This window comes from Streptomyces sp. enrichment culture (assembly GCF_964272855.1).
GTDB lineage: Bacteria > Actinomycetota > Actinomycetes > Streptomycetales > Streptomycetaceae > Streptomyces.
In genome coordinates this window covers 325480-347580 of the sequence record NZ_OZ186847.1, presented here as the reverse complement: position 1 = coordinate 347580, position 22101 = coordinate 325480, and the positions used below count along the sequence as shown (strand labels likewise).

Below are 22101 nucleotides of genomic sequence, written 5' to 3'. Positions count from 1 at the left end.
CCGCGCGGCTTGGGGCCCCGCGGAACCAGGACGAGGAGTGAGCGATGGCGGACAGCGAGCGGCCCGGGCCCGACGGACCGGTACGCGTCTTCCTGCTGGACGACCACGAGGTGGTCCGGCGCGGGGTGCGCGACCTGCTGGACGACGAACCGGACATCGACGTCGTCGGCGAGGCCGCCACCGTCGAACAGGCGCTGGTGCGGGTACCGGCGCTGCGACCCGACGTCGCCGTCCTCGACGTCCGGCTCCCCGACGGCGACGGCGTCACCGTCTGCCGTGAGCTGCGCTCGCGGATGCCCGACCTGGCCTGCCTGATGCTGACCTCCTTCGACGACGAGGAGGCCCTGCTCGACTCGATCATGGCGGGCGCCTCCGGATACGTCCTGAAGCAGATCCAGGGCTCCGACCTGGTCACCGCGGTCCGCACGGTGGCGCGCGGCCAGTCCCTGCTCGACCCGAGCGCCACCAGCCGGGTCATGGCCCGGCTGCGCGGCGCCGACCAGCCGCAGCAGGAACCGGACGCCCTGCCCGCGCTGACCGAGCGGGAACGCGAGATCCTCGCCCTGGTCGGCGAGGGCCTGACCAACCGGCAGATCGGACAGCAGCTCTTCCTCGCCGAGAAGACCGTCAAGAACCACATCTCCCGCCTCCTGGCCAAGCTGGGCGTCGAACGGCGCATCCAGGCCGCCGTCATCGCCAGCCAGGCCCAGGACCGGCTCCGGCAGGACGGCCGCGGCCTCTGAGCCGCCCGTTCCCGGCCCGTTTACGGTGGCAGGAGAGGCGGCGGACGCGTCCGGGCGGAGGGCGCACACGAGACGAGGCCTGGAGGGAACACGGGTGGCGAGCGGCGCGGAGCCGGGCGAGGCACGCATCCGGCTGCCCCAGCTTCGGCTGGACGAACTGCTGGAGGAGGTCCAGGCACGCCTGGACGCCGCCCGCGGCACCCGGGACCGTGTGCACAACCTGCTGGAGGCGGTGCTGTCGGTCGGGCGCGAACTGGACCTCCAGCAGGTGCTGCGCGGCATCGTGCAGGCCGCGGCGGCACTGGTGGACGCCCGGTACGCGGCCCTCGGCGTGATCGGCCCCGACGGCAGACGGCTGTCGGACTTCTACACCGTCGGCGTCACCGAGGACCAGATCGCCGAGATCGGCAACTTCCCCGAGGGCCACGGCATCCTCGGCGAACTGATCCGGCACCCCGAGCCGCTGCGGCTGGCGAAGCTGTCCGAGCACGCCGCCTCGTACGGCTTCCCGCCGCACCACCCGCCCATGAACACCTTCGTCGGCGTCCCCATCCGGGTCCGCGACCAGATCTTCGGCAACCTCTACCTGACCGAGAAGCGGGGCGGGGCGCAGTTCGACGAGGAGGACGAGTCGGTGCTGGCCACCCTGGCCGTGGCGGCCGGCGTGGCCATCGACAACGCCCGTCTCTACGAGGAGTCCCGGCTGCGGGAGCGGTGGCTGCGGGCCAGCGCGGAGATCACCCACAGCATCATGTCCGGCAGCGGCCGGAGCGAGGTGCTGGGCCTCATCGCGGAACGCGCCCGGGAGATCACCGGGGCGGCGCTCGCGGTGGTCGCGGTGCCCATGGAGGACACCGGCTGCCTCACCGTCGAACTCGCCCTCGGCGAGGAGGCCGAGGTGCACCGGGGGCTGGTGCTGCCGGTGGACGCGAGCCTCATCGGCCGGGCCTTCGCCGACGCCGCCACCGTCACCACCCCGGACATCGCCCAGGACGACCGCGTATCGACCGGCCCCCCGAGGTTCGCCGGACTCGGCCCGGCGGTCGCGGTCCCGATCGGCAGCGGCGACGGCGTACGCGGTGTCGTCCTGCTGGTCCGCGAGGCGGGCCAGGCGGCGTTCTCCCGGCACCGGACCGAGCCGCTGGAGTCCTTCGCCGGGCAGGCCGCGGTCGCCATGGAACTGGCCGAGCGGCGCCGGGACGCCGAGCGGATCGCCGTGCTCCAGGACCGCGACCGGATCGCCCGCGACCTGCACGACCTGGCGATCCAGCGGCTGTTCGCGACCGGCATGACCCTGCAGAGCGCCGGCCGCTTCATCGAGCACCCGGGGGCCGCGGAACGGGTGACACGCGCGGTGGACGACCTGGACGAGACCATCAAGATCATCCGCACGACGATCTTCGGTCTGCGCTCCCGCGAGAACGGCGCCGGCACCGGCCTGCGCGCACGCGCGGCCCGCGTGATCGGCGAGGCCGCCCCCGTCCTGGGCTTCTCACCCAGCCTGCGGATGGACGGCCTCCTGGACACGCGCGTGCCCAAGGAGACCGCCGACCACGCCGTCGCCGTCCTCTCCGAGGCACTGGCCAACGTCGCCCGCCACGCCCGCGCGGGCCGCGCCGACGTCGTCCTGGAGACCGACGCCCGGGAGCTGCGGCTGGAGGTCTCCGACGACGGCGTGGGCATCCCCGCCGAGGGCCGCCGCAGCGGACTGCGCAACATGGCGGAACGGGCCGCCCAGCTCGGCGGCGAACTGACCTGGACGACACCGCCGTCCGGCGGCACCCGGCTGTGCTGGCGGGTGCCCGTCACGCCCTAGGGGGCGTCTCGCCGATCATGCCGGGCTCGCGGCGCCTGGCACCGCGCCTCGCCGCGTTGTCGTCACTCGCCGATTCCCGAAGCTCCCGGCTCCCCTCGAGCAGGGGGGACCCCCACCGCATCGGCTCCCTCCTCCGCCTTGCGATGCACGGCACCAGACGCCGCTCCCTGATCCGGCCTGATCGACGAGACACCCCCTGGCGCCGCGGACGGTGGTCCGCGTCGTCAGCCGGAGGTCAGGCGGCGTCCGCCTGCCACAGGTCCGGGCCGAACACCTCGTAGCGGATGCGCTGCGGGGCGACTCCCTGCTCCAGCAGCTGCGAACGGACGGCGCGCATGAACGGCAGGGGGCCGCACAGGTACACGGTCGCGTCTGCGGGGACCGTCACCTCGGAGAGGTCCATCAGACCGGTGCGGGCGTCGGGCTCGGCGGCACCGGGGCGCTCGTACCAGAACACGGACTGCGCGTGCGGCAGCCGGTCGGCCAGCAGGCGGGTCTCGGCGCGCAGGGCGTGCTCGTCGGGGGAGCGGTCGGCGTGCAGCACCTGGACGGGGCGCTCCGAGCCGGTCGCGGCGAGCCGGGCGAGCATCCCGACCAGGGGAGTGCAGCCGATGCCCGCCGACACGAGGACGAGCGGGCTGTCGGTCTCGTCGAGGACCACGTCGCCGAACGGCGCGGAGAGGGTCAGCTCGTCCCCGACCCGCACCGTGCCGTGCAGCAGGTTCGACACCTCGCCGTCCGGGGCGCCCTCGCCGCCCGCGACCCGCTTGACGGTGATACGGCGCAGCTGGCCGCCCGGGTCGGCGGACAGGCTGTACTGCCGCAGCTGGCGCACCCCGTCCGGCATGGTCGCCCGGACGCTGACGTACTGCCCGGCGCGGGCCGGCGGCGCGGGCTCGTCGTCGGCGGGCCGCAGCAGGAACGACACCACGTCCGCGGTCTCCTCGCGGCGCTCGACGACGGTCCACGGCCGCCAGATGTCGCCCGGCTCCACGCCCGCGCCCTGGTAGATCCGCGCCTCGAGGGCGATCAGCGCGCCGGCCATCAGCCAGTACACCTCGTCCCAGGCCGCCGCCACCTCGGCCGTCACCGCGTCGCCCAGCACCTCGGCGATCGCGCCGAACAGGTACTTGTGCACGACCGTGTACTGGTCCTCGGTGACGCCGACCGCGGTGTGCTTGTGGGCGATCCGCTCCAGCAGGGCGTCCGGGCGGGCGTCGGGGTTCGCGAGCAGCGCGGTCGCGAAGCCCGCCACCGCCCCGGCCAGGGCCCGGCGCTGGCTGCCGACGGCCTGGTTGCCCCGGTTGAACATGCCGTCCAGCAGCTCGGGGTGGTCGCGGAACAGGTCCCCGTAGAAACGCTCGGTGATCTCGTCGAGCGCGCCGCCCACGGCGGGCAGCGTGGCGCGTATGACGGCGGTGGACTCTGCGGACAGCATGAAGCCTCCCTGGACGGGACGGGAAACGGAGAAGGCGGCGACCGCGCCGGGTGGAGCGGTCCGCCGCCTCTGTATAGCAACCGGATCCGAGCGTTCCGGCCGGTTCCGGGGCGCTGACCGGCAACGGAGGACCACCAGCCCAGGGGATCGGGACCACCGGCCCCGGCACTCGGGACCACCGGCCCCACACATCGGGGACCTTCGGCCCCCGCGAGCAGGGACCTTCGGCCCTATGCCGCGGGGCCGACCGGACCACGCGGCGGAGCACGGGCGCACACCCGGGCCCGGTCGGCTGGGCGGCCCGGACGAGAGCCCACCGGCACGCCGGACAGGGCCGCTCGGCCCAAGCCGTCCGCCGCGCCCGTGCCCGACGCTGTCCTCAGGTGCCGTACAGCCGGGGCGACCACGCTTCGGCCGCCGTACGAGGAGGCGCAGTTCCATGACCACCACGACCACACCCCGGATGAACCGGGCCCTGCCCACCGAGCACCGGGGCACGCTGATGTCCGTCGCCCGCGGGGTGACCATCCCGCAGGGCGCCCGCCTGTTCGAAGAGGGCGGCAGGGCCGACCGCTTCTGGATCGTCCGCACCGGCACGGTCGCCCTCGACCTGCACGTCCCCGGGCGGCGCCCCGCCGTCATCGAGACCCTGGGCTTCGGCGACCTCGTCGGCTGCTCCTGGCTCTACCCGCCGCACGTGTGGCAGCTGGGAGCCGAGGCGGCCACCCCGGTGCGCGCCTGGGAGTTCGACGCCGAGGCCGTCCGGGCACTGTGCCGCACCGAGCCCGGCATGGGCGAGGCGGTCGCCCGCTGGGTCGGCCTGGTGCTCGCCCACCGCCTGTACGCCGCCCGCACCCGGCTGCTCGATCTGTACGCGCCCTACGGCAGCGGGTCGTTGTCGGTGCCGTGACGTACGGTGCGTGCTGTCCGCACCACACTCGGGGAGTTCACGTGCCGTCCCAGTCCGCCCGACTCGTCGCCACCCTGCCGACCCTGTTCACGAATCCCCGTACCCCGGCGGAGCTGGTGAGGTCGGCGGGACGGCGCGCGCTGGTGCAACGCGGCGACGACGAGCTGGTCGTGCAGCGGCTGGACGGCGACTTCCGCGCGACGGGGGATGCCCTGCGCTTCCCGGCGCCCTGGCCGCGGCGGTTCGGATCGAGCGCGGTGGCGCCGGACGCCGGCCTGGCCGTCTTCACGGGCGTGCACGCGGTGCGCGCCGTGGATGCCACGGGCGCGGTGCGCTGGGAGGTCCGGCACGGCTGCTGGTACGGCGCGTGCCGGGAGATGCACCGCTCCTTCGACGAGTACGCGGACGACCGCGACCACCTGTACCCCGAGCGGGGCTCCGCCGCCTTCTCGCCCGACGGCCGCCTGGTGTGGGCACATGTCCGCGGGCCGTTGTCCGAAGGGTCGCCGCACGACGGGACGCCGGACGACGGGGCGCTGGACGAGTGGCTGGTGCTGGACGCCCGTGACGGGCGGGTCCTCGCGCGGGCGGACGCCCGGTCGGCGGCCGCCGGGAGCGTCCACGTGCCGCATCCGGACCCGGCGCAGATGGGACTGAGCATCGGGGAGGGCCAGGACGGGGCGCCGCTGCGCTGGGGGCGCTGGGACGGCGAGCGGCTGACCGTCGACCACTTCGAGGACCAGGACCTGGTCCTGATGGACGTGAGCCCGTCCGGCGACCGGCTCCTGACCGTCGACCACGACCAGGAACGCCTCGCCGTCCTGCGCACCGAGGACGGCTCCGCCCTGGGGTGGTGGGACGCCGAGGCGAGCGTCCCGCCGCACCCCGACGCGGACCCGGACGCCGACGAGCTCTGGCTCGCGTGGGACTGGGCGGGCGGCTTCCTCGACGAGACCACCGTCCTCACCGGGACCGTCGAGACCGACGAGGAATGGGGCGAGGGCCGGCACTGGCTGCTCCGCACCGACCCGCCCCGCCCGCTCGAACCGATCACCTACCCGTTCCCGGTGTCCGGCCTCCCCACCGCCATCGGCGACGGCATGTGGTGCACCACCACGGAGTCCGCGATGCACATCTGGTCCCTGCACTGACCGGAACGGGCGGCGGCGGTGCGCTAATCGGCCCGGTCGGCGTCGACCGTCGCCCCCTCGCGCTGTACGAAAGCCACCGCGGCGCCGAGGGCGACGAGGACGGCCAGGGCGGCGTAGCCGTACGTGAGGGTGGCGACGGTGGCGACCGCCGCTACGAGGAGGGGGCCGCCGGCGTCGCCGAGTTCGCGGCCGAGTTCGGCGGCGCCCATGGTCTGCCCCATCCGTTCCTCGGGCGTGCGGGTGGCGAGTGCGGCGAAGCCGAGCGGGGTGATCAGGCCGGTGCCGGCGCCGATGAGGGCGGCGGCGAGGAGCACCCCTGTGATGCCGGGCAGCATGGCGCAGCCGAGGCCGGCGGCGGTGACGGCCAGGCCGGCGGCGAGACCGGTACCGGTGGTCAGCCGCCCGCTGTCGAGGGCGCGTCCGGCGTATGGCTGGACGAAGGCGGCGGTGGCCGCGAGGAGGGAGACGGCGGCGCCGGTGGCGATGGTGCCGAGTCCGGCGGCGGCGCCCGAGACGGGCAGGAAGCCGACGCCGACGGACAGCGCGGCGGTCGCGGCGGCGAGAGCGGCCGTGGGGCCTAGGAAGACCGGGTCGGAGAGCCGGCGCACCAGGTCGAGGACCGTCTGGCGCTGCTTGGGCAGCGGCGGCACGGCCGGCACGGCGACCGCCGCCCACACCGCGACACCGGCACCGAGCACGGCGAGCACGGTGAAGAGCAGCCGCAGACCACCGGCCCACACCAGCAGCCCGCCGAGCAGGGGGCCGAGGGTGTAGCCGATGGACTTGTGGAAGCCGTAGCTGCCGAAGGCGCGCCCGCGCTTGGCGGCCGGGTTGAGACGTGCGACGAGCGCGGAGGCGGACGGCGAGAACGCGGAGGCGGCGGCGCCCTGGCCGAGGCGGGCGGCCCAGAGCCAGCCGGGGCTGTCGGCCATGACGTACAGGGCGGAGGCGGCGGCGAACGCGACGAGGCCGCCGACGAGGACGGGCTTGGCCCCGACACGGTCGGCGAGGGTGCCGAAGACCGGTTTGAGGACGACCTCGGCGCCGTCGTAGAGGGCGAGGAGCCCGCCGAGGACGAGCAGGGAGGTGACGGCGTCGTCGGAGAAGCCGCCGAGGTTGGCGGCGATGCCGTGCGCGCCGAAGGCCGTCGTGAACCCGGCGGCGTACAGCGGCCACATCCGGCGGGCGGGCGCCGCCTGCGCGGGAGCGGTGGCGGTCATCCGAGGTCCTCCGGGGCTTCGTGCAGGACGGCGAAGACCCGCTCGGCGTAGTCCTCGCACACGGCCACGCAGGTCTTGAGGCGAGCCGCGGCCTCGGCGGCCTCCGGCGCGCCGAAGACGTCGCGGGCGGTGAGGTCGCGGTGCCAGCGGCGCAGCCGCTCCAGGGACTGCTCCTCCTCCTCGAGCTCGGCGAGGGTGAACTTGGCGTTGCGGATCTCCTTGGCGATCTCGTCCTCGAACTTGCCGCAGTCCGCCAGGAACTCGGACCAGTCGGCGGAGCGCGCCGCGGTGAACATCGCCTGGAAGCGGGCGGCGTCCTCGGGGCCGCGGCCGGAGGCGTTGAGGGTGAGCGCGAGACCGCCCGACTTGTCGGTGAGCTCCAGGGCCCGGGCGACACCGTCGGCGAAGACCGGCACGTCGGGTACCGCCCACACGCCCTGCCCGAGGGAGAGGGCGCCGATGCGGCGCAGCTCCCGCCAGACGGCCACCCGGTGACGGGAGGGCTCGGCGGGGATCCTGATCACGAGGACGAGCCAGCGCACGTCCGCTTCCATAGTCGGCACATCGGGAAATGTAGCAGGCGTTACATCCGATTGTGTGCCGACCGGGTTTGAGTACGGGTACTCATGACAGCGCCCGCCCGCCGGAGGACCGTCGCCGGGTGAGTGCAGACACCGAACGTTCAGGTCGCGGCGCCGCCACGGCCTTGATCGCCGTCGAGCTGGCGGTCCTCGCCGTGATCTGGCTGTCCTGGGCCGCGACCTACTGGTCGTGGGACCCGCAGAGCTACGGTGACCGGCCCGGCCCCTACCTGCGCAAGGCCGCTTTCGTGCCGGCCGCCGCGCTGGTCCTCGCCGTCGTGGCCGCGGTCCGCCGGGCGCGTACCGTCGCCATCAGCCAGCTCGTGCTGTCCGTCGCCGTCTGCGGGATCGTCCTCGGTGCGAAGGGCGCCGGTGAACGGGCCTACGAGTCCTCGTACCGGGACGCCTGCCGGGCGGGCGTGCTCTGCGACGCCCCTCGGTCCCCTTAGCGTCATCGCTGGTGAAGCGCCCTCTGGTGACGCCGGCGCCGGCCGGATCGGTTAAAGTCTGCTCACTTTCGAAGCAGGGGTGCGGGGGGAAGCAGTGCCACTCGGCGTATGTTCGGTCTGTCGGATGCAGCTGCCCTTGGGCAAGGGACTCATCGTCTCCCACAAAATAAAAGGGCAGGCATGCTCCGGGTCCGGCCGGGCGCCGGCGGACTCGCGCTCCTCGGAGAGCGACGCCCGAGCCGTCGGCGGTGACAAGGGCACGGCGCGGGTCTCGCCGGTGGACAACTGGGTGGCGGGGATCGAGTTGTCGCTCGTACTCGTGGCCATCGTCGCGTTCCTCGTCGCGCTCGTCGCGATGCTGTTCTCCGAGGTCGTCGCGGCGATCTCACTGGCTGTCACCGCTGTCGCGGGAATCACCGCATGGATACTCGACAGCACCCCGGCGGGCCGGCGCAACAGTGCCCGGAGCACGGCTCAAGCGGCCCGGCAGGCCAGGATCCAGGAGAGGAAGGCCGCACTCGCCGAGCGGCAGCGCGAGAGGGAGCAGCGGGAGGCCGCCGCACGTGAGGCGGCCAGAGCGGCCAAGGCACTGCGGCGCGCGGTACGTCAGCTGCTCGACGGCCTGCCGGAGCGGGGAGCGCCGCAGGAGGATGCGATCGCGTACTGCCTGTCGGGGACCGGCGCGGCACGCAACCCCCGGGTCCGGGCCGAGGCGGAGCGGCTCGCTCGACGGCATGTCGCGGTCGACGAGCGCATCCTGTGCGTCGCCCTCTCGGCGGCCGTCGGGTCCGGGAAGCGCCCGGCACTGCTGATCCTCACCGACCGCGGAGCGGCCGTGTCGGACAGAGGCACGTCCTACCGGTACGACCCCGATCCCGACGACGTGATCGAAGGCATGGGACTGGAGGTCGGGGACGTGCTCTTCTCCTTCCTCGACAACCCTTCGCTGCGGACCGCCCTCGCCGCCAGGGAAGAGGCCGCGGCCCTCCCCGCACCGGCCGCGCCTGCGGCGGGCCGGCCCGAGCCACGGCTGATCCGCACCGCGCGGGACGCCGAACTCATCGCCGTCGACTGGATGCGGTACCTGGGCTTCACCGACGCGGTGGCCACGCCCGTCGGCGCGGACGAGGGAATCGACGTCATCTCCGAGCGGGGCCTGGCCCAGGTGAAGATGGAGGGCAGCCCCACCACCCGCCCGACCGTCCAGCAGCTGCACGGCGTCGCCACCGCCAAGGAGCGGGAGGCCCTGTTCTTCTCACTGGCGGGCTACACCCCGCCGGCCGTCGCGTGGGCCTCGCAGCACGGCATCGCCCTCTTCCAGTACGACTACCAGGGGGCGCCGCAAGCCATCAACCCGCCCGCGCTGCGGCTGCTGGAGACAGCCGACGGCCGGGCGTCCCAGCCGGCCGATCACGGCACCGACGCGTAGCCCGCTCGTCCGGCGTCACCCGGCGGGCAGGGCGGCCCGGACCTCCCGGAGAAGCGTCGGGTAGTCCTCCCCGTACGCGTGCACGGCGGCGGTCACCGCGTCGACGGCGGCCCGCAGCGGTTCGGGCCCGCCCGCGCGGAACACGGCGGGAAGAGCCATGTGGGGCTGGGAGATCCGCCGTTCCGAGCGCCTGGCCGGTGCGGCGGGGGACGTGTGCGCGCCGTCACCGCCATGCCACGCACAGGACGCGCGGACCCTGGCGGCGGTATCGCCTCGCCGACGACACCGTCCGGGGCCTGGGGATCGGACCACAGGGCCTGCCGCATGCGGTCCCAGTCGTCGAACGGGGCCGGCAGTGGCCGCTCCTCGGCGAGGGCGGTGAGGGCCGGAGCGACCCACCTGAGGCCGGCCGGCCCGGCCGCCTCGCTCGCGCGCCGGGCGGCGAGCAGGGCGACCGCGCGCTGCACCTCGGGCCCGGCCGCGTCCAGGGCGTGGACGAGGCCGGCGTCTAAGCGGAGCAGATCCGACGCGCCGCCCTCCAGGGCGCGCAGGGTGTCGCTCGGCAACCGCCCGCCCTACTCCCGGCGTTCCAGTTCGACGTGCCGTTCCCGCTCGGCGCGCTTCTCCTCGGCGCGGACCCGGCGTTCTGCTTCGGCGCGTTCGGCGATCCTGGACGCGGGCACGCCGCGGGCGAAGCCGTGCCAGTAGGCGGCCGCGCTCGCCGTCTGCCGCAGGACGCGGTCCGGCTCGGGCGTAGCCGGCCAGAACTGGAGGAGGTAGCGGTCCGCCTGGGCCTCATCGATCCGGGTGTCCAGCTCGCTGCCCCGGTCCATGCCCAGCGCGCTGTAGCGCACCCGGTAGTCGGTCTCCTCCAGACCGAGCGGATAACTCGCCTCGCCGCCCCATTCGACGAGGGAGACGTCCGCGGAACGAGGCCGGTACGACACCTCGACGACGTCCTCCCACACCGGGTCGACCACGGGGGCGCGATCGTGCACCTCGACGGTGAAGCCCACGTCGCCGGTGTGCAGCCCGGTGATCAGGAACAGCATCCCGGGCACCGCGGCCCCGCACAGCCCCGACGTCTGACCGGCGAAGCAGTCGTGCAGATCGACCGAGTCCTCGTCGGCGCTCTCGACGTAGATCTGGCTGTAATGCACGGACACCTCGCCGTCGACCGGCCTGTACACCATCACGCCCTCCCCCTGTCGGCCGCCGACGGCGGCCACCGGGCCATGCTAGGAGGAGTGCCGCGTGAAGGACCGACCGGGTGGGCAGGCATTCCGGGCCGACCGAGCGCTCGCCGCACCAGAGGAGGCAGCATGACCGACGCCGCTCCCGACCGCCTGCTCGACGACGCCCGCGCGCTGCTGCCCGAGATCGTCGCCGTACGCCGCCGTCTGCACCGCGCCCCCGAAGTGGGCCTGAACCTGCCCCGGACGCAGCGCACGGTGCTCGACGCCCTCGGCGGTCTGGGGCTGACGGTGACCACGGGCGACCGGCTGACGTCGGTCACCGCCGTACTGGAGGGCGCCCGCCCCGGGCCCACCGTCCTGCTCCGCGGCGACATGGACGCCCTGCCCCAACAGGAGGACACCGGCCTGGAGTTCGCCTCCGAGGTGCCCGGCGCCATGCACGCCTGCGGCCACGATCTGCACACGGCGATGCTCGTCGGCGCCGCCCGGCTGCTCGCCGAGCGGCGGGCACAGCTGGCGGGACGGGTGCTGTTCATGTTCCAGCCGGCGGAGGAGACCGACGGAGGCGCCCGGTACATGATCGAGGAGGGGCTGCTGGAGACCCCGGACGGCGCCGGGATCGTCGCGGCGTTCGCCCTGCACGTCACCACGCGGTTCGAGAGCGGCACCGTCCGGCTGCGCCCCGGCCCGACCTTCGCCGCCTCCGACCAGATCCACCTGACCGTCCGCGGCCGTTCCGGCCACGCCTCGGCGCCGCACACGGCCCTCGACCCGATCCCGGTGGCCTGCGAGATCGTCCAGGCGCTGCAGACGCTGGCGACCCGCAGCGTGCACGTCTTCGACCCCGCTGTGATCACCATCGCCTCCGTCCACGCGGGGACGACGACGAACATCATCCCGGAGACCGCCGAACTGCACGGCACCTTCCGCACCCTGACCCCGGAGACCCGGCGCCGTGTGCGCGAGGGCGTCGAGCGTGTCGCCCGGCATGTGGCCGCCGCGCACGGGGCGGACGTCGACGTGAATCTGATCGAGGGCTATCCGCCCGTCGTCAACGACCCGGACGTCGCCGGGACCGTCCGCGACACCGCCGCGGCGCTGCTCGGCGCCGATCTGGTCGAGGAGCTGCCGGAGCCGTACATGGGCGCGGAGGACTTCTCGTACGTCCTGCGCCGCGTCCCCGGCGTGATGGCCTTCCTCGGCGCACGCCGGCCGGGCACCTCCGCCGAGGAGGCGCCCGACTGTCACTCCAACCGCGTGGTCTTCGACGAACCGGCCCTGGCGGCCGGCGCCGCCCTGCACGCGGCGGTGGCGCTGCGCCACCTGTCGAGGTAGGCACCGCGCGCGCCGGGTGCCGGGCGGGTTCACGGGCCCGTGCCCTACGGCGACACCTCCCCAGGCGCCGCCCGGCCGTCTCCTCCGCGCCCGCCCCGGCGACCAGGGCGCCGACGAGGGAGACGGCGGCGAGGGTGAGGAAGACGGTGCCGATGTGCCCGCGGGCATAGACCGCGCCGACGACGATCGGGCCGAGGATCACGCCGACCCGGTCGAGGGCGCCGCCCACGCTGCTGCCCGGCGCCCGCATCCGGGTGGGGAACAGCTCGGGCGTGTAGAGGTAGAGGCTGATGTTGGAACCGAAGAAGAACGCGGCGGCGAGCGACGTTCCGACCAGGACCTGCACCGGCGTGTCGGCGCCGAGCCAGGACAGGACGAGCAGCACGGCCGCCGAGCCGCCCAGACAGCCGGTGATGACCCGGCGGCGGCCGAGGCGGTCGACGGTGAGCGCCGCGACGAGACAGCCCGCGAGGCCCGTGCAGGAGGTGACGGTGGAGTAGAGCAGGGCGTCGGAGAGCGACAGGTCGTAGCGGTTCTGGTAGATGGTCGGCAGCCAGGACGTGATGCCGTAGTCGACGAAGTACCCGGCGAACCACAGGACGCCGACCACCAGGGTGCGGCGCCGGTAGCGGCCGGTGAACAGCCCGAGCGGGCCGGAGTGCCGGGGCTCGGCGGCGTCCGGGGCCGCGGGCCCGCCGGGCCGGCCCTCGGGTTCGGGCGGCAGCGGCGCGCCCGCACGATCAGCCCGTCCTTCTCCAGCCGGTCGATCCGCAGGGTGACACCGGCGGAGGAGATGAGCCCCGAGTCGGCGAGCTGTCCCGCGGTCAGCCGGTACGGCTTCCCGGCCCGGCGCAGCGCGGTCAGCACGTCGAACCCGGCGACCGCGAGGCCGTGCCGCTCGATGGCGGCGGTCAGCGAAGTCTGGTAGCGCAGGAAGGTGCGGTGCAGCCGGGCCAGCCCGTCCAGGGGAGAGGTGTCCAGCTCGGGCCGCTCCCGGGCCCAGTCGTCGATGATCGTCGCGACGGCATCCTGCCGGGCCGCCTTCCTCCCCGCCATCTCCTGCGCCTCCTGACCTCACCCGCACGCGCGGACCGCACAGAAATCTTGGCGAATATATGCGGGTGCGGTCGGAGAGCCGTCGTCATCTCACCCGCGCGGGCGCGACAGCACGTAGGAGTTGCCGGCGTCGGGGTCGCCGTAGAAGAAGAACAGCCGCACCTTCTCGTGCCGATCGCGGTCCACGTACAGGTCCCACGCGTACGTCTCGGGCGGGTCGAGCCGGACGGAGCCGTCGTCGGCCTCCTCGGCGTCGGCGCGCGTCTCGACGCCGGACCGGGTCGTCAGGGCGAGGTGCACCTCCTGGCCCTCTCTGTCGTCGGTCAGTTCCCAGGTCCCGGTCCCCGACAGGCGCCAGCCGTCGTCGAAGTCGAAGTCGTGGCCGTCGAGCCGCCGGACGACGGCCGTGCCGTCCCGGCGGAGGGTGACCCGGGTGTCCTCGACGTTCACCCAGCTCCCCGCGACCTCCGCCTCCGTGACGTCGTGCACCCCCGTACCCCCGTAGTACTGGTACGGCCCGCACCCGGCCGTCACGGTCAGCGCGATCGTGACGCCGCCCAGCGCGCGACCCCACCCGCGTGGCCTGAATCCGCCCATCCTCCACCCCTCCCGCACACGTCGACGCGCCAATTGAACACGTTCGAATCCGTGGTGGTGGAGGCGGGTCCGAGTGCGGGCGGTCGGGGCGTCAGGCCTGGCTCGTGTTGTGGATCATCCGCTGGAGGACCTTCAGCGCGGTGACGTAGTCGGCGTCGTCGACGCCCTCGTGGATGCGCGCCCGGATGGCCGGGGCGTGCTTCTTCAGATCGACCCGGGCCGCTTCCCCCGCCTCGGTCAGCCACCACCGCCCGTCCGTGTCACGGGTCAGCCAGCCGCGTTCCAGCAGCACCTCCGCCTCGGCCGCGAGATCGTCCTCGGGCCTCAGATAGGAGGCCATGGCCTGCCGCAGCTCCGGCACGGTCATGCCCTGGCCGTCGGCGGACAGGTCGTTGCGCGACAGGTTCCGCAGCAGCCAGAACTGCGGCTGTGTGTAGCCGAGTTCCGCCTGCCGTGCCCGGGTGAACGCGATGAGCGATTCGTAGGCGAGCCCGGTCCAGTACGCGGCGGGCTGCGCGGCGAGTTCGGCGTCGGAGAGCTGTGTGGTCGACATGGCGGGGCCTTTCGTTCCGGGTGGCGACTGCCCCGTCACCGTAGAAACACAAGTCCACTCGAGGTCAAACGTCAGGACGCCGCGGCCGGGCCGGCGTCCCGGCGGATCGAGCAGTGCAGCGAGTCCTTCACCACGTCGGCGACGATCGTGTCACCGGGCTCCGCCTCGCCGCCGAGCAGCAGGGAGGCGACGCGGTTGTCGAGCTCCGCCTGGATCGTGCGGCGCAGCGGGCGGGCGCCGAAGTCCGGCTGGTAGCCGTGCGCGACGAGCAGCTTCTTCGCCGCCTCGGTGACCTCCAGCCGCAGGCCCTGCGCGTGGACGCGGTGCTTGCTGCGGTCCAGCAGGTGCTCGACGATCTCCGAGAGATCCCGCTCGGTCAGACTGTGGAAGACGATGATGTCGTCGATGCGGTTGAGGAACTCCGGCAGGAACCGCCCCCGCAGATCCTCCATCAGGTCGTCCTTCAGCTCCGCCGCGTCGCCCTGGTGGGCGAGGATGCGGTGCGCGCCGATGTTGGACGTCATGATGACGACGCAGTGGCGGAAGTCGACGGTGCGGCCCTGCCCGTCGGTGAGCCGCCCGTCGTCCAGGATCTGCAGCAGCGTGTTGAAGACGTCCGGGTGCGCCTTCTCCACCTCGTCGAACAGCACCACGCTGTACGGCTGCCGGCGCACCTTCTCGGTGAGCTGGCCGGCCTCCTCGTAACCGACGTACCCGGGCGGCGCCCCGACGAGCCGGGCCACCGTGTGCTTCTCCTGGAACTCGCTCATGTCGAAGCGGATCATCCGGTCCTCCTCGCCGAACAGCAGCTCGGCGAGCGTCTTGGCGAGTTCCGTCTTGCCGACGCCCGTGGGCCCGAGGAAGAGGAACGAGCCGACGGGACGGTTCGGGTCGCCCATGCCCGCCCGGTTGCGGCGCACGGCCTGGGAGACCGCGGTGACCGCCTCGTCCTGGCCGACGATCCGGGCGTGCATCTCCTCCTCGAGCCTGAGGAGACGTTCCCGCTCGGTGGTGGTGAGCTGGGAGACCGGGATGCCGGTGCGGCGGGAGACGATGTCGGCGATGTCGGACGCCGCGACCGAGACGACGCCCTCGCGGCGCTCCTCGACACCCGCTAGCTCCCCCTCCGCCTCGGCGATCCGCCGCTTCAGCTCCGAGGCCCGCTCGAAGTCCTCGGCCGCGACCGCCTGGTCCTTCTCGCGGCGCAGCTCGGCGAGGCGGCCCTCCAGGCCGACGACCTCGGTGGACCGGCCGGCGGCCCGCAACCGCACCCGGGCGCCGGCCTGGTCCATCAGGTCGATGGCCTTGTCGGGCAGGAACCGGTCGCTGACGTAGCGGTCGGAGAGCTCCGCCGCGGCGGTGAGCGCCCCGTCGGCGAAGCGGACCTGGTGGTGGGCCTCGTACGCGTCCCGCAGACCCTCGAGGATCTGCACGGTCTCCTCGACCGTCGGCTCCGGGATCAGCACGGGCTGGAACCGGCGTTCGAGGGCGGCGTCCTTCTCGATGTACTTGCGGTACTCGTCGATGGTGGTGGCGCCGACGACGTGCAGTTCGCCGCGCGCCAGGGCGGGCTTCAGCATGTTGCCCGCGTCCATCGCCCCCTCGCCGGCAGCGCCCGCGCCGACCACGGTGTGCAGTTCGTCGATGAAGAGGACGATGTCGCCGCCGGCCGCCTTGACGTCCTCGATGACCTTCTTCAGCCGCTCCTCGAACTGGCCGCGGTACTGCGCGCCCGCCACCATGCCCGACAGGTCGAGGGAGACCACCCGCTTGTCCTTCAGGATGCCGGGCACCTCACCGGCCACGATGCGCTGGGCCAGCCCCTCGACGACGGCGGTCTTCCCGACGCCGGGCTCGCCGATGAGCACGGGGTTGTTCTTGGTCCGCCGCGACAGGATCTCGACCGTCTGCTCGATCTCCTCGGCACGCCCGACGACGGGGTCGAGCCTGCCCGCCCGCGCCTCCTCGGTGAGGTCCCGGCCGAACTCGTCCAGCGTCGTGGACGGCGGCTTAGCGGCGGCGGCCGGAGCGCCGTCCGGCCGGAGCGGCGCCTGCTCCGTGAGGCCGCGCAGCCCGCGCACGTCGACGTCCTCCGCGCGCAGGAACCGCCCCGCCCCGGACCCGGTGTCGTCGAGGAGGGCGCCTAGGATGTGCTCGGGGCCGATGTACGAGACACCCGCCGCCTGCGAGTGCGCGTAGGCGGCCGCGAGGGTGCGCTTGGCGGCCGGGGTCAGACCGGGCTCGGCGGACGGCTCACCGGACTCCCGGGGCAGCACCCGGGCGATCTCACCGGCCAGGGCCTCGGGGTCCACTCCGGCCTGGGACAGCACCCCGCGGGACGGTTCGACCTGGGTGGCCGCCCACAGCAGGTGCTCGGTGTCGAGGTCGGACGTACCGTCGTCGGCGGCCTTCCGGGTGGCCAGGCCGAGGAGTTCGCGCGACGACTCGGTAAGGAGCCGTCCGATCGGCACCCGCTGCACGGCCGGGGGAGAGGACGCCGGCGACATCCCGAAGAACCGGTTCAGCAGATCGCTGAAGGGATCGGCGGAACCGAAGGACGAACCGAACGCCATCGACATGGGAGCTCCTAGGTGCAAGCCTGCTTGGCCGGGTGCGGTCGACGGTCCTAGCCTGAGGGAAACGTTGTTCACCGGCCTGTGCCGTGCGGCGGAAGGGTGATTCCACTGAGCGAGCCGGACCCGGCGTCATGACGTCCGCGGTCGTCGTGGGCGGCGGCCCGAACGGTCTCACCGCAGCCGCCCTCCTGGCGAAGGCGGGCCTGGAGGTCACCGTCCTGGAGGCGGCCGACGAGGTCGGCGGCGGCACCCGCGGCCACGAGGCGATCCTGCCCGGACTGCTGCACGACCACTGCTCGGCCATCCACCCCATGGGGGTCACCTCCCCGGCGTTCCGCTCCCTCGGCCTGGAACACCACGGCCTGCGCTGGCGGTGGCCCGACGTCGACTGCGCCCACCCGCTGGACGACGGCACGGCCGGGGTGCTGCTGCGCTCCGTCGAGGACACCGCCCGCGGCCTCGGCGCCGACGGCGACCGCTACCGGGCCCTCGTCGCACCGTCGGCCCGCCGGTGGGACGCCCTCGCCGAGGACGTGATGGGACCGCTGCTGCGCGTCCCGGACCACCCGCTGCTGCTGGCCCGCTTCGGCCTGCCCACCGCCCTGCCCGCCACCGCCCTGGCCCGCCTGTTCCGCACCCCTCGCGCCCAGGCCCTGTGGGCGGGCGTCGCGGCGCACGCGTTCCGGCCGCTCTCCCACCCGTTCACCTCGGCCGTGGGCCTCGGCCTCCTCGCCTCGGGCCACGCAGCCGGCTGGGCGGTCGCCGAGGGCGGCTCCCGCTCCATCGCCCACGCCCTGACGGCCGTGCTCCGCCGGTACGGCGGCACCGTCCACACCGGCGTACGCGTCACCGACCACACCCGGCTCCCGCCCGCCGACGTGACCCTCCTCGACCTCGACCCCGGCCAGGTCGCCTGCATCTACGGCGACCGGCTCCCGCCCCGCGTGCGCGCCGCCTACCGGCGCTTCCGTCGCGGCCCCGGCGCGTTCAAGGTCGACCTCGCGGTGGAGGGTGGCGTGCCCTGGACGAACGAGCACGCCCGACGCGCGGGCACCGTGCATCTGGGTGGCCCGCTCGCCGAGGTGGCACGGGCGGAGCGGGACGTGACGGCCGACCGGATGCCCGAACGGCCCTTCGTCCTCGTCGGCCAGCAGTACCTCGCCGACCCGTCCCGCTCGGTCGGCGACGTACACCCCGTGTGGGCGTACGCCCACGTCCCGAACGGCTACGACGGCGACGCCACCGAGGCGATCCTGCGGCAGATCGAGCGGTTCGCCCCCGGCGTCCGCGAACGCGTCGTCGGGCACCATGTCACCCGCCCCGCCGACCTCGCCGCCGCGAACCCGAACTTCGCCGGAGGCGACATTCTCACCGGCGCCCAGACCGTCCGCCGGCTCGTCCTCGGCGCCCGCCTGTCACTCGACCCCTACACCACCGGCGTCCCCGGCGTCCTCCTCTGCTCGGCCGCCACCCCGCCCGGCGCCGGAGCCCACGGCATGTGCGGCGCCGGCGCGGCGGCATCGGCCCTGCGCCACCTCGGCGTCCCACCCGCCTGACACGGCCGCGTGACCGCCGGCGTCCTTTACGCACGAACCGCACACCACCCTGACCGGCAGGCGGGGCGCCCGAACGCGTGCTGAGGCCGACGCGGTCGGTGAGGCGCCCCTTCGCTGCACCGGATGCTCCCTCGTCCCTCCTCATGTGCGGCTTGCCGTTCCGGATGCTCGGAAAAGCTGTCGGCATGCGACCGGCAGAGCGCCGGAGCGGGCGACGCCCACTGCCCCCGGCCCCGCCCGCCGACCCACAGGAGGAGGAACCCCCGTGACGACCACCGAGGAACGCGAGCTGTTCGACGTAGTGCGGGAACTGCTGGCGGCGACGGTCGAGGACCTGTCCGTCGAGGACGTCGAGCTCGACAGCTCGCTGCGGGACGACCTGGGCGTCGACTCCCTGGCCCGGCTGGAACTGGTCGCCGCCATCGAGGACCACTGGCAGATCGAGGTTCCCGTGGAGGACGCCGAACGGCTCGCGACGGTGCGTCAGATCGTCGACCATCTCGCCACCGTCGTACCCGCGCCCGCCGGGGAGCCCTCGTGAGCATGCGCCACCCGCACGATCCGTCCCCCGGGAACGCGGTCGCCGCCATCACGGGCCTGGGCGCGACCACCGCCCTCGGCGGTGACGTGCCGTCGACCTGGACGGCCCTGCTCGCCGGGAAGTGCGGCATCGACCGTATCGAGATCGGCCCGCCGAACGGGCCCGCGCGGGTCCACCTCGCCGCGATCGCGGCGGTCGACCCCCGGTCGGTGCTGTCACCCGCGAAGGCCGCGCACTGCGACCGCTCGGCCCAACTCGCCCTGGTGGCCGCCCAGGAGGCGCTGCGGGACGCGGGACTCCCCAAGAGGCCCGAACTCGCCGCGGCCGGCACCCGCGTCGCCGCGACCGTGGGCGTGGGACTCGGCGGCCTCGGCACCATCGTGGAACAGAACCGGCGCCTGGAGGAAGGCGGGCCCGACCGGGTCGCTCCGCGCACGATCCCGATGATGCTGCCCAACCACCCGGCCGCCGAGGTGGGCCTGATGGTGGGTGCCAAGTCCGGGGTGCACGCTCCGGTCAGCGCCTGCGCCGCGGGCGCCGAAGCCCTCGCCCAGGCCCTCGCCATGATCCGGGCCGGCCACGCCGACCTGGTGGTCGCCGGCGGCACCGAGTCCGCTCTGGTGCCGGTCGCCTTCGCCGGGTTCGCCCGCCTGCAGGCGCTCTCCCGGCGGCACGACGACCCCAAAAGGGCCTCCCGCCCCTTCGACGCCGACCGCGACGGCTTCGTCATGGGGGAGGGCGCCGGCATCCTCGTCCTGGAGAGCGTCGCCCACGCGGCGGCCCGCGGGGCCCGCGTGTACGGCTACCTGACCGGCGCCGGCATCACCAACGACAGCCATCACGTCGCCCAGCCCGCCCCCGGCGGAACCGGCTGCGCAGCGGCGATCACCGCGGCCCTGGAGGACGCGGCGCTCGCCCCGGACGAGGTCCGGCACATCAACGCCCACGCCACCTCCACGCCGCTCGGCGACCTCGGCGAGGCGCAGGCGCTGCGCTGCGTGTTCGGGGAGGCGCTGGACGACGTACCGGTCAGCGCGATCAAGGCCGCTCTCGGGCACACGCTGGGAGCCGCGGGAGCGATCGAGGCCGTCATGACGGTGCTCGCCCTGCGCGAGCGGACCGCGCCGCCCGACTGCACCCTGGAACGCCTGGACCCGGCGATCGAACTGAACGTCGTCGGCCCGGAACCCGTCCCGCTGCCCTCCGGGCCGCTGACCGCCGTCAGCACCAGCATGGGGTTCGGCGGCCACAACGTTGCGCTGGCCTTCCGCACCGCCTCATGACCCGTCAGGATCCCGCCCCCGCCGGCGGATCACCCGGCACCGTGCTCATGTGCCCGGGACAGGGCGCCTACCTCCCGGGCGCCCTCCGCCACCTCCACCACCTGCCCGCGGTACGGGACGTGCTGCGCACCGTCGACACCCTGACCAGCACCCTGGGGCGCCCCGGACCGCCGGTGGGCCACCTCCTCACCGACCCCGCCGCCCCCGGCCCCGACGAACTCCTGGCCCGGCACCCACTCGCCTTCGACCTCGCCACCTACGCGGCGGTCGTCGCCTCGGCCGGCGCGCTGCTCGAGTCCCTGCACACACCCGTCGACGCCGTGCTCGGCCACAGCATGGGCGACCTCGCCGCCCTCACCGTGGCCGGGGCGATCAGCGTGCACCAGGGCGCGTGGCTGCTGTGCGTCCGCGACCGGATGCTGCGCGACGCGGCGCTGCCCGCGGCCGGCCTGCTCGCCACCGACATGACCACCGACCAGACCGCCCGCCTGCTCGCCGGCGGCGGCCTGCGCCAGGTGCGGATCGCCGCCCGCAACGCCCCAGCCCAGACGGTACTCGCCGGTCCCGTCGGCGAACTCGCCGCCGCCCGGCGGGCAGCCCAGGACAACGGCCACCGCGCCACCCTCCTCACCAGCCGCACCGCCTTCCACCACCCCCTCCTCACCGATGTCCACCGCGTCTACCGCCGCCTCCTGCGCGGGCGGCCGGTCGACCCGCCCGCCCTCACCGTCTACACGGCCACGTCCGGCCGCCCCGCACGGACCCCCGCCCAGCTCCGCAGCGCCGCGGCGGCCCACCTGACCACACCCATGACCCTGGACCACACCCTGCGCGCCCTGCACCGGGCGGGCTACACCACCTTCATCGACAGCGGGCCGCGTGCCCTCCTGAGCGGCCTCGCCAAAGCCAACCTGCCCGGCTGCCGCACCGCCGCACCCCTGCGCACACCCGCCGACGCGGCCCGCGTCCGCGACCGCCTCGCCACCGCGCTGGGCACGCAAACGGGCGCGGCCCCGGGCGCGGACCCGGGCACGGCGTGCCGGACCGCCTCCTGAGACCCGTGCGGCACAGGGGTCAGGCCTGTGCCGCACGGGGGCTGTGAGGTGTCTCCTGACGAGGATCCGGGCCGGGCGTGGTGATCCTGGTGACGGCCTCCAGGGTCAGCGCCCGGTCGTGCGGTTCGCGGGCCAGCGCGCGATGCAGCGTCAGACCCTCGATGAGGGCGTCGAGTTGACGTGCCGTGTCCGGGGGGAAGTGCTTCTCCAGATGCGTGCGGCTGCGGCGCATCCACTCGTGGGTGAGTTCCCGGTACGCGGGCCGGCGCGCCGCGAGCGTGTACAGCTCCTGGGTGAGGACGAGGTCGCGCCGGCTCCCCTCGGAGAGCGCGTGCACGAGATCGGCCACCGCCTCCCGGGCCTGGTCCCGGTCGCCCGGGGTGGCGAGGTAGGCGTCGAACACGCCGACGATGTGGTCCGTGAAGCGGCCGAAGGCCTCCCGGAGCAGTTCGTCCATGCCGCCGAAGTGGTACGTCATCGACCCCAGCGGCACCCCGGCGCGCGCGGCGACCTTCCGGTGGGAGACGCCGGCCAGGCCTTCCTCGGCGATCAGGTCGAGCGTGGCCTCGACGATGCGCTCGCGGCGCCGGGGATCCGCGTGTCCCGTGGCCATCGG

The 22101-nt window shown here is 74.1% G+C and carries 20 protein-coding genes and 2 pseudogenes; 11 read left to right on the top strand and 11 right to left on the bottom strand.

Going from position 1 to position 22101, the window contains the following annotated elements:
- The first annotated feature begins 44 nt into the window (after positions 1 to 44).
- The gene (locus ACSU6L_RS01300; RefSeq protein ID WP_437052654.1) at positions 45 to 743 is read left to right on the top strand and encodes a response regulator; all 699 of its coding nucleotides are present in this window, start codon (positions 45 to 47) and stop codon (positions 741 to 743) included.
- A gap of 94 nt (positions 744 to 837) precedes the next feature.
- Entirely contained in the window at positions 838 to 2559 is a 1722-nt protein-coding gene (locus ACSU6L_RS01295; protein WP_437052652.1) for a GAF domain-containing protein, read from the top strand.
- A gap of 235 nt (positions 2560 to 2794) precedes the next feature.
- On the opposite strand, the gene ACSU6L_RS01290 is transcribed toward ACSU6L_RS01295, so the two are convergent.
- Positions 2795 to 3997, bottom strand: a complete 1203-nt coding sequence (locus ACSU6L_RS01290; protein ID WP_437052650.1) for a globin domain-containing protein — start codon at positions 3995 to 3997, stop codon at positions 2795 to 2797.
- 439 nt (positions 3998 to 4436) lie between these two features.
- On the opposite strand from ACSU6L_RS01290, the gene ACSU6L_RS01285 reads away from it, so the two are divergent.
- Together ACSU6L_RS01285 and ACSU6L_RS01280 are read left to right on the top strand one after the other, a co-directional pair.
- Positions 4437 to 4907, top strand: a complete 471-nt coding sequence (locus ACSU6L_RS01285) for a Crp/Fnr family transcriptional regulator (RefSeq protein ID WP_437052647.1) — start codon at positions 4437 to 4439, stop codon at positions 4905 to 4907.
- A gap of 41 nt (positions 4908 to 4948) precedes the next feature.
- A complete protein-coding gene (locus ACSU6L_RS01280) occupies positions 4949 to 6058 on the top strand; it encodes a hypothetical protein (protein ID WP_437052645.1) in 1110 nt (369 codons plus the stop codon).
- A gap of 23 nt (positions 6059 to 6081) precedes the next feature.
- Here the strand turns inward: ACSU6L_RS01280 and ACSU6L_RS01275 are convergent, their stop codons facing one another.
- Positions 6082 to 7278, bottom strand: coding sequence for an MFS transporter (locus ACSU6L_RS01275; protein ID WP_437052643.1), 1197 nt, complete (start codon positions 7276 to 7278; stop codon positions 6082 to 6084).
- A complete protein-coding gene (locus tag ACSU6L_RS01270) occupies positions 7275 to 7832 on the bottom strand; it encodes a Chromate resistance protein ChrB (RefSeq protein WP_073939766.1) in 558 nt (185 codons plus the stop codon). Before ACSU6L_RS01270 ends, ACSU6L_RS01275 begins: the two co-directional genes overlap by 4 nt.
- A 107-nt stretch (positions 7833 to 7939) precedes the next feature.
- On the opposite strand from ACSU6L_RS01270, the gene ACSU6L_RS01265 reads away from it, so the two are divergent.
- Positions 7940 to 8308 (top strand): DUF6234 family protein, encoded by a 369-nt coding sequence (locus ACSU6L_RS01265; RefSeq protein ID WP_437052641.1) that lies wholly within the window; start codon positions 7940 to 7942, stop codon positions 8306 to 8308.
- A gap of 124 nt (positions 8309 to 8432) precedes the next feature.
- Positions 8433 to 9737 carry a restriction endonuclease gene (locus ACSU6L_RS01260; protein WP_437052639.1) on the top strand — a complete coding sequence of 435 codons (1305 nt, stop codon included), beginning with the start codon at positions 8433 to 8435 and terminating at the stop codon, positions 9735 to 9737.
- Between the two features lie 15 nt (positions 9738 to 9752).
- Here the strand turns inward: ACSU6L_RS01260 and ACSU6L_RS01255 are convergent, their stop codons facing one another.
- Together ACSU6L_RS01255 and ACSU6L_RS01250 are read right to left on the bottom strand one after the other, a co-directional pair.
- Positions 9753 to 9896 (bottom strand): hypothetical protein, encoded by a 144-nt coding sequence (locus tag ACSU6L_RS01255; protein WP_437052637.1) that lies wholly within the window; start codon positions 9894 to 9896, stop codon positions 9753 to 9755.
- A gap of 416 nt (positions 9897 to 10312) precedes the next feature.
- On the bottom strand, positions 10313 to 10930 hold the full coding sequence (locus tag ACSU6L_RS01250; RefSeq protein ID WP_437052635.1) for a hypothetical protein: 618 nt from the start codon (positions 10928 to 10930) through the stop codon (positions 10313 to 10315).
- 129 nt (positions 10931 to 11059) lie between these two features.
- Between ACSU6L_RS01250 and ACSU6L_RS01245 the strand changes: the two genes are divergently transcribed.
- Positions 11060 to 12268 carry a M20 metallopeptidase family protein gene (locus tag ACSU6L_RS01245; RefSeq protein WP_437052633.1) on the top strand — a complete coding sequence of 403 codons (1209 nt, stop codon included), beginning with the start codon at positions 11060 to 11062 and terminating at the stop codon, positions 12266 to 12268.
- A gap of 121 nt (positions 12269 to 12389) precedes the next feature.
- On the opposite strand, the pseudogene ACSU6L_RS01240 reads toward ACSU6L_RS01245, so the two are convergent.
- The 5 genes and pseudogenes from ACSU6L_RS01240 to ACSU6L_RS01220 form a co-directional block, all read right to left on the bottom strand.
- A pseudogene (locus ACSU6L_RS01240) lies at positions 12390 to 12911 on the bottom strand (MFS transporter); the annotation flags it as partial.
- Positions 12912 to 12994: 83 nt separating this feature from the next.
- Positions 12995 to 13324, bottom strand: a pseudogene (locus ACSU6L_RS01235) (MarR family transcriptional regulator); the annotation flags it as partial.
- A gap of 90 nt (positions 13325 to 13414) precedes the next feature.
- Positions 13415 to 13921 carry a hypothetical protein gene (locus ACSU6L_RS01230; RefSeq protein ID WP_437052631.1) on the bottom strand — a complete coding sequence of 169 codons (507 nt, stop codon included), beginning with the start codon at positions 13919 to 13921 and terminating at the stop codon, positions 13415 to 13417.
- A gap of 91 nt (positions 13922 to 14012) precedes the next feature.
- Positions 14013 to 14474 (bottom strand): MarR family transcriptional regulator, encoded by a 462-nt coding sequence (locus ACSU6L_RS01225; protein WP_437052629.1) that lies wholly within the window; start codon positions 14472 to 14474, stop codon positions 14013 to 14015.
- 71 nt (positions 14475 to 14545) lie between these two features.
- The gene (locus ACSU6L_RS01220) at positions 14546 to 17053 is read right to left on the bottom strand and encodes an ATP-dependent Clp protease ATP-binding subunit (protein ID WP_437052627.1); all 2508 of its coding nucleotides are present in this window, start codon (positions 17051 to 17053) and stop codon (positions 14546 to 14548) included.
- 128 nt (positions 17054 to 17181) lie between these two features.
- Between ACSU6L_RS01220 and ACSU6L_RS01215 the strand changes: the two genes are divergently transcribed.
- The 4 genes from ACSU6L_RS01215 to ACSU6L_RS01200 all read left to right on the top strand — a co-directional run bounded on the left by ACSU6L_RS01215 (position 17182) and on the right by ACSU6L_RS01200 (position 21485).
- Entirely contained in the window at positions 17182 to 18606 is a 1425-nt protein-coding gene (locus tag ACSU6L_RS01215) for a phytoene desaturase family protein (RefSeq protein ID WP_437052625.1), read from the top strand.
- A 265-nt stretch (positions 18607 to 18871) separates the two neighbouring features.
- Positions 18872 to 19147, top strand: a complete 276-nt coding sequence (locus ACSU6L_RS01210; RefSeq protein ID WP_437052623.1) for an acyl carrier protein — start codon at positions 18872 to 18874, stop codon at positions 19145 to 19147.
- A gap of 2 nt (positions 19148 to 19149) precedes the next feature.
- Positions 19150 to 20430, top strand: a complete 1281-nt coding sequence (locus ACSU6L_RS01205; protein WP_437064715.1) for a beta-ketoacyl-[acyl-carrier-protein] synthase family protein — start codon at positions 19150 to 19152, stop codon at positions 20428 to 20430.
- A complete protein-coding gene (locus ACSU6L_RS01200) occupies positions 20427 to 21485 on the top strand; it encodes an ACP S-malonyltransferase (RefSeq protein ID WP_437052621.1) in 1059 nt (352 codons plus the stop codon). The genes ACSU6L_RS01205 and ACSU6L_RS01200 overlap by 4 nt, the downstream gene beginning before the upstream one ends.
- 19 nt (positions 21486 to 21504) lie before the next feature.
- Here the strand turns inward: ACSU6L_RS01200 and ACSU6L_RS01195 are convergent, their stop codons facing one another.
- Positions 21505 to 22098 carry a TetR/AcrR family transcriptional regulator gene (locus ACSU6L_RS01195; protein WP_437052619.1) on the bottom strand — a complete coding sequence of 198 codons (594 nt, stop codon included), beginning with the start codon at positions 22096 to 22098 and terminating at the stop codon, positions 21505 to 21507.
- Positions 22099 to 22101: the final 3 nt, after the last annotated feature.

Excerpts from the sequence above, each read along its gene's own strand:
- ACSU6L_RS01200 (WP_437052621.1), top strand. The coding sequence starts at position 20,427 with ATGACCCGTCAGGATCCCGCCCCCGCCGGCGGATCACCCGGCACCGTG.
- ACSU6L_RS01255 (WP_437052637.1), bottom strand. The coding sequence starts at position 9,896 with ATGGCTCTTCCCGCCGTGTTCCGCGCGGGCGGGCCCGAACCGCTGCGG.
- ACSU6L_RS01285 (WP_437052647.1), top strand. The coding sequence starts at position 4,437 with ATGACCACCACGACCACACCCCGGATGAACCGGGCCCTGCCCACCGAG.
- ACSU6L_RS01245 (WP_437052633.1), top strand. The coding sequence starts at position 11,060 with ATGACCGACGCCGCTCCCGACCGCCTGCTCGACGACGCCCGCGCGCTG.
- ACSU6L_RS01215 (WP_437052625.1), top strand. The coding sequence starts at position 17,182 with ATGACGTCCGCGGTCGTCGTGGGCGGCGGCCCGAACGGTCTCACCGCA.
- ACSU6L_RS01300 (WP_437052654.1), top strand. The coding sequence starts at position 45 with ATGGCGGACAGCGAGCGGCCCGGGCCCGACGGACCGGTACGCGTCTTC.
- ACSU6L_RS01230 (WP_437052631.1), bottom strand. The coding sequence starts at position 13,921 with ATGGGCGGATTCAGGCCACGCGGGTGGGGTCGCGCGCTGGGCGGCGTC.
- ACSU6L_RS01220 (WP_437052627.1), bottom strand. The coding sequence starts at position 17,053 with ATGTCGATGGCGTTCGGTTCGTCCTTCGGTTCCGCCGATCCCTTCAGC.
- ACSU6L_RS01250 (WP_437052635.1), bottom strand. The coding sequence starts at position 10,930 with ATGGTGTACAGGCCGGTCGACGGCGAGGTGTCCGTGCATTACAGCCAG.
- ACSU6L_RS01270 (WP_073939766.1), bottom strand. The coding sequence starts at position 7,832 with ATGGAAGCGGACGTGCGCTGGCTCGTCCTCGTGATCAGGATCCCCGCC.
- ACSU6L_RS01225 (WP_437052629.1), bottom strand. The coding sequence starts at position 14,474 with ATGTCGACCACACAGCTCTCCGACGCCGAACTCGCCGCGCAGCCCGCC.
- ACSU6L_RS01195 (WP_437052619.1), bottom strand. The coding sequence starts at position 22,098 with ATGGCCACGGGACACGCGGATCCCCGGCGCCGCGAGCGCATCGTCGAG.
- ACSU6L_RS01205 (WP_437064715.1), top strand. The coding sequence starts at position 19,150 with ATGCGCCACCCGCACGATCCGTCCCCCGGGAACGCGGTCGCCGCCATC.
- ACSU6L_RS01290 (WP_437052650.1), bottom strand. The coding sequence starts at position 3,997 with ATGCTGTCCGCAGAGTCCACCGCCGTCATACGCGCCACGCTGCCCGCC.
- ACSU6L_RS01260 (WP_437052639.1), top strand. The coding sequence starts at position 8,433 with ATGCAGCTGCCCTTGGGCAAGGGACTCATCGTCTCCCACAAAATAAAA.
- ACSU6L_RS01275 (WP_437052643.1), bottom strand. The coding sequence starts at position 7,278 with ATGACCGCCACCGCTCCCGCGCAGGCGGCGCCCGCCCGCCGGATGTGG.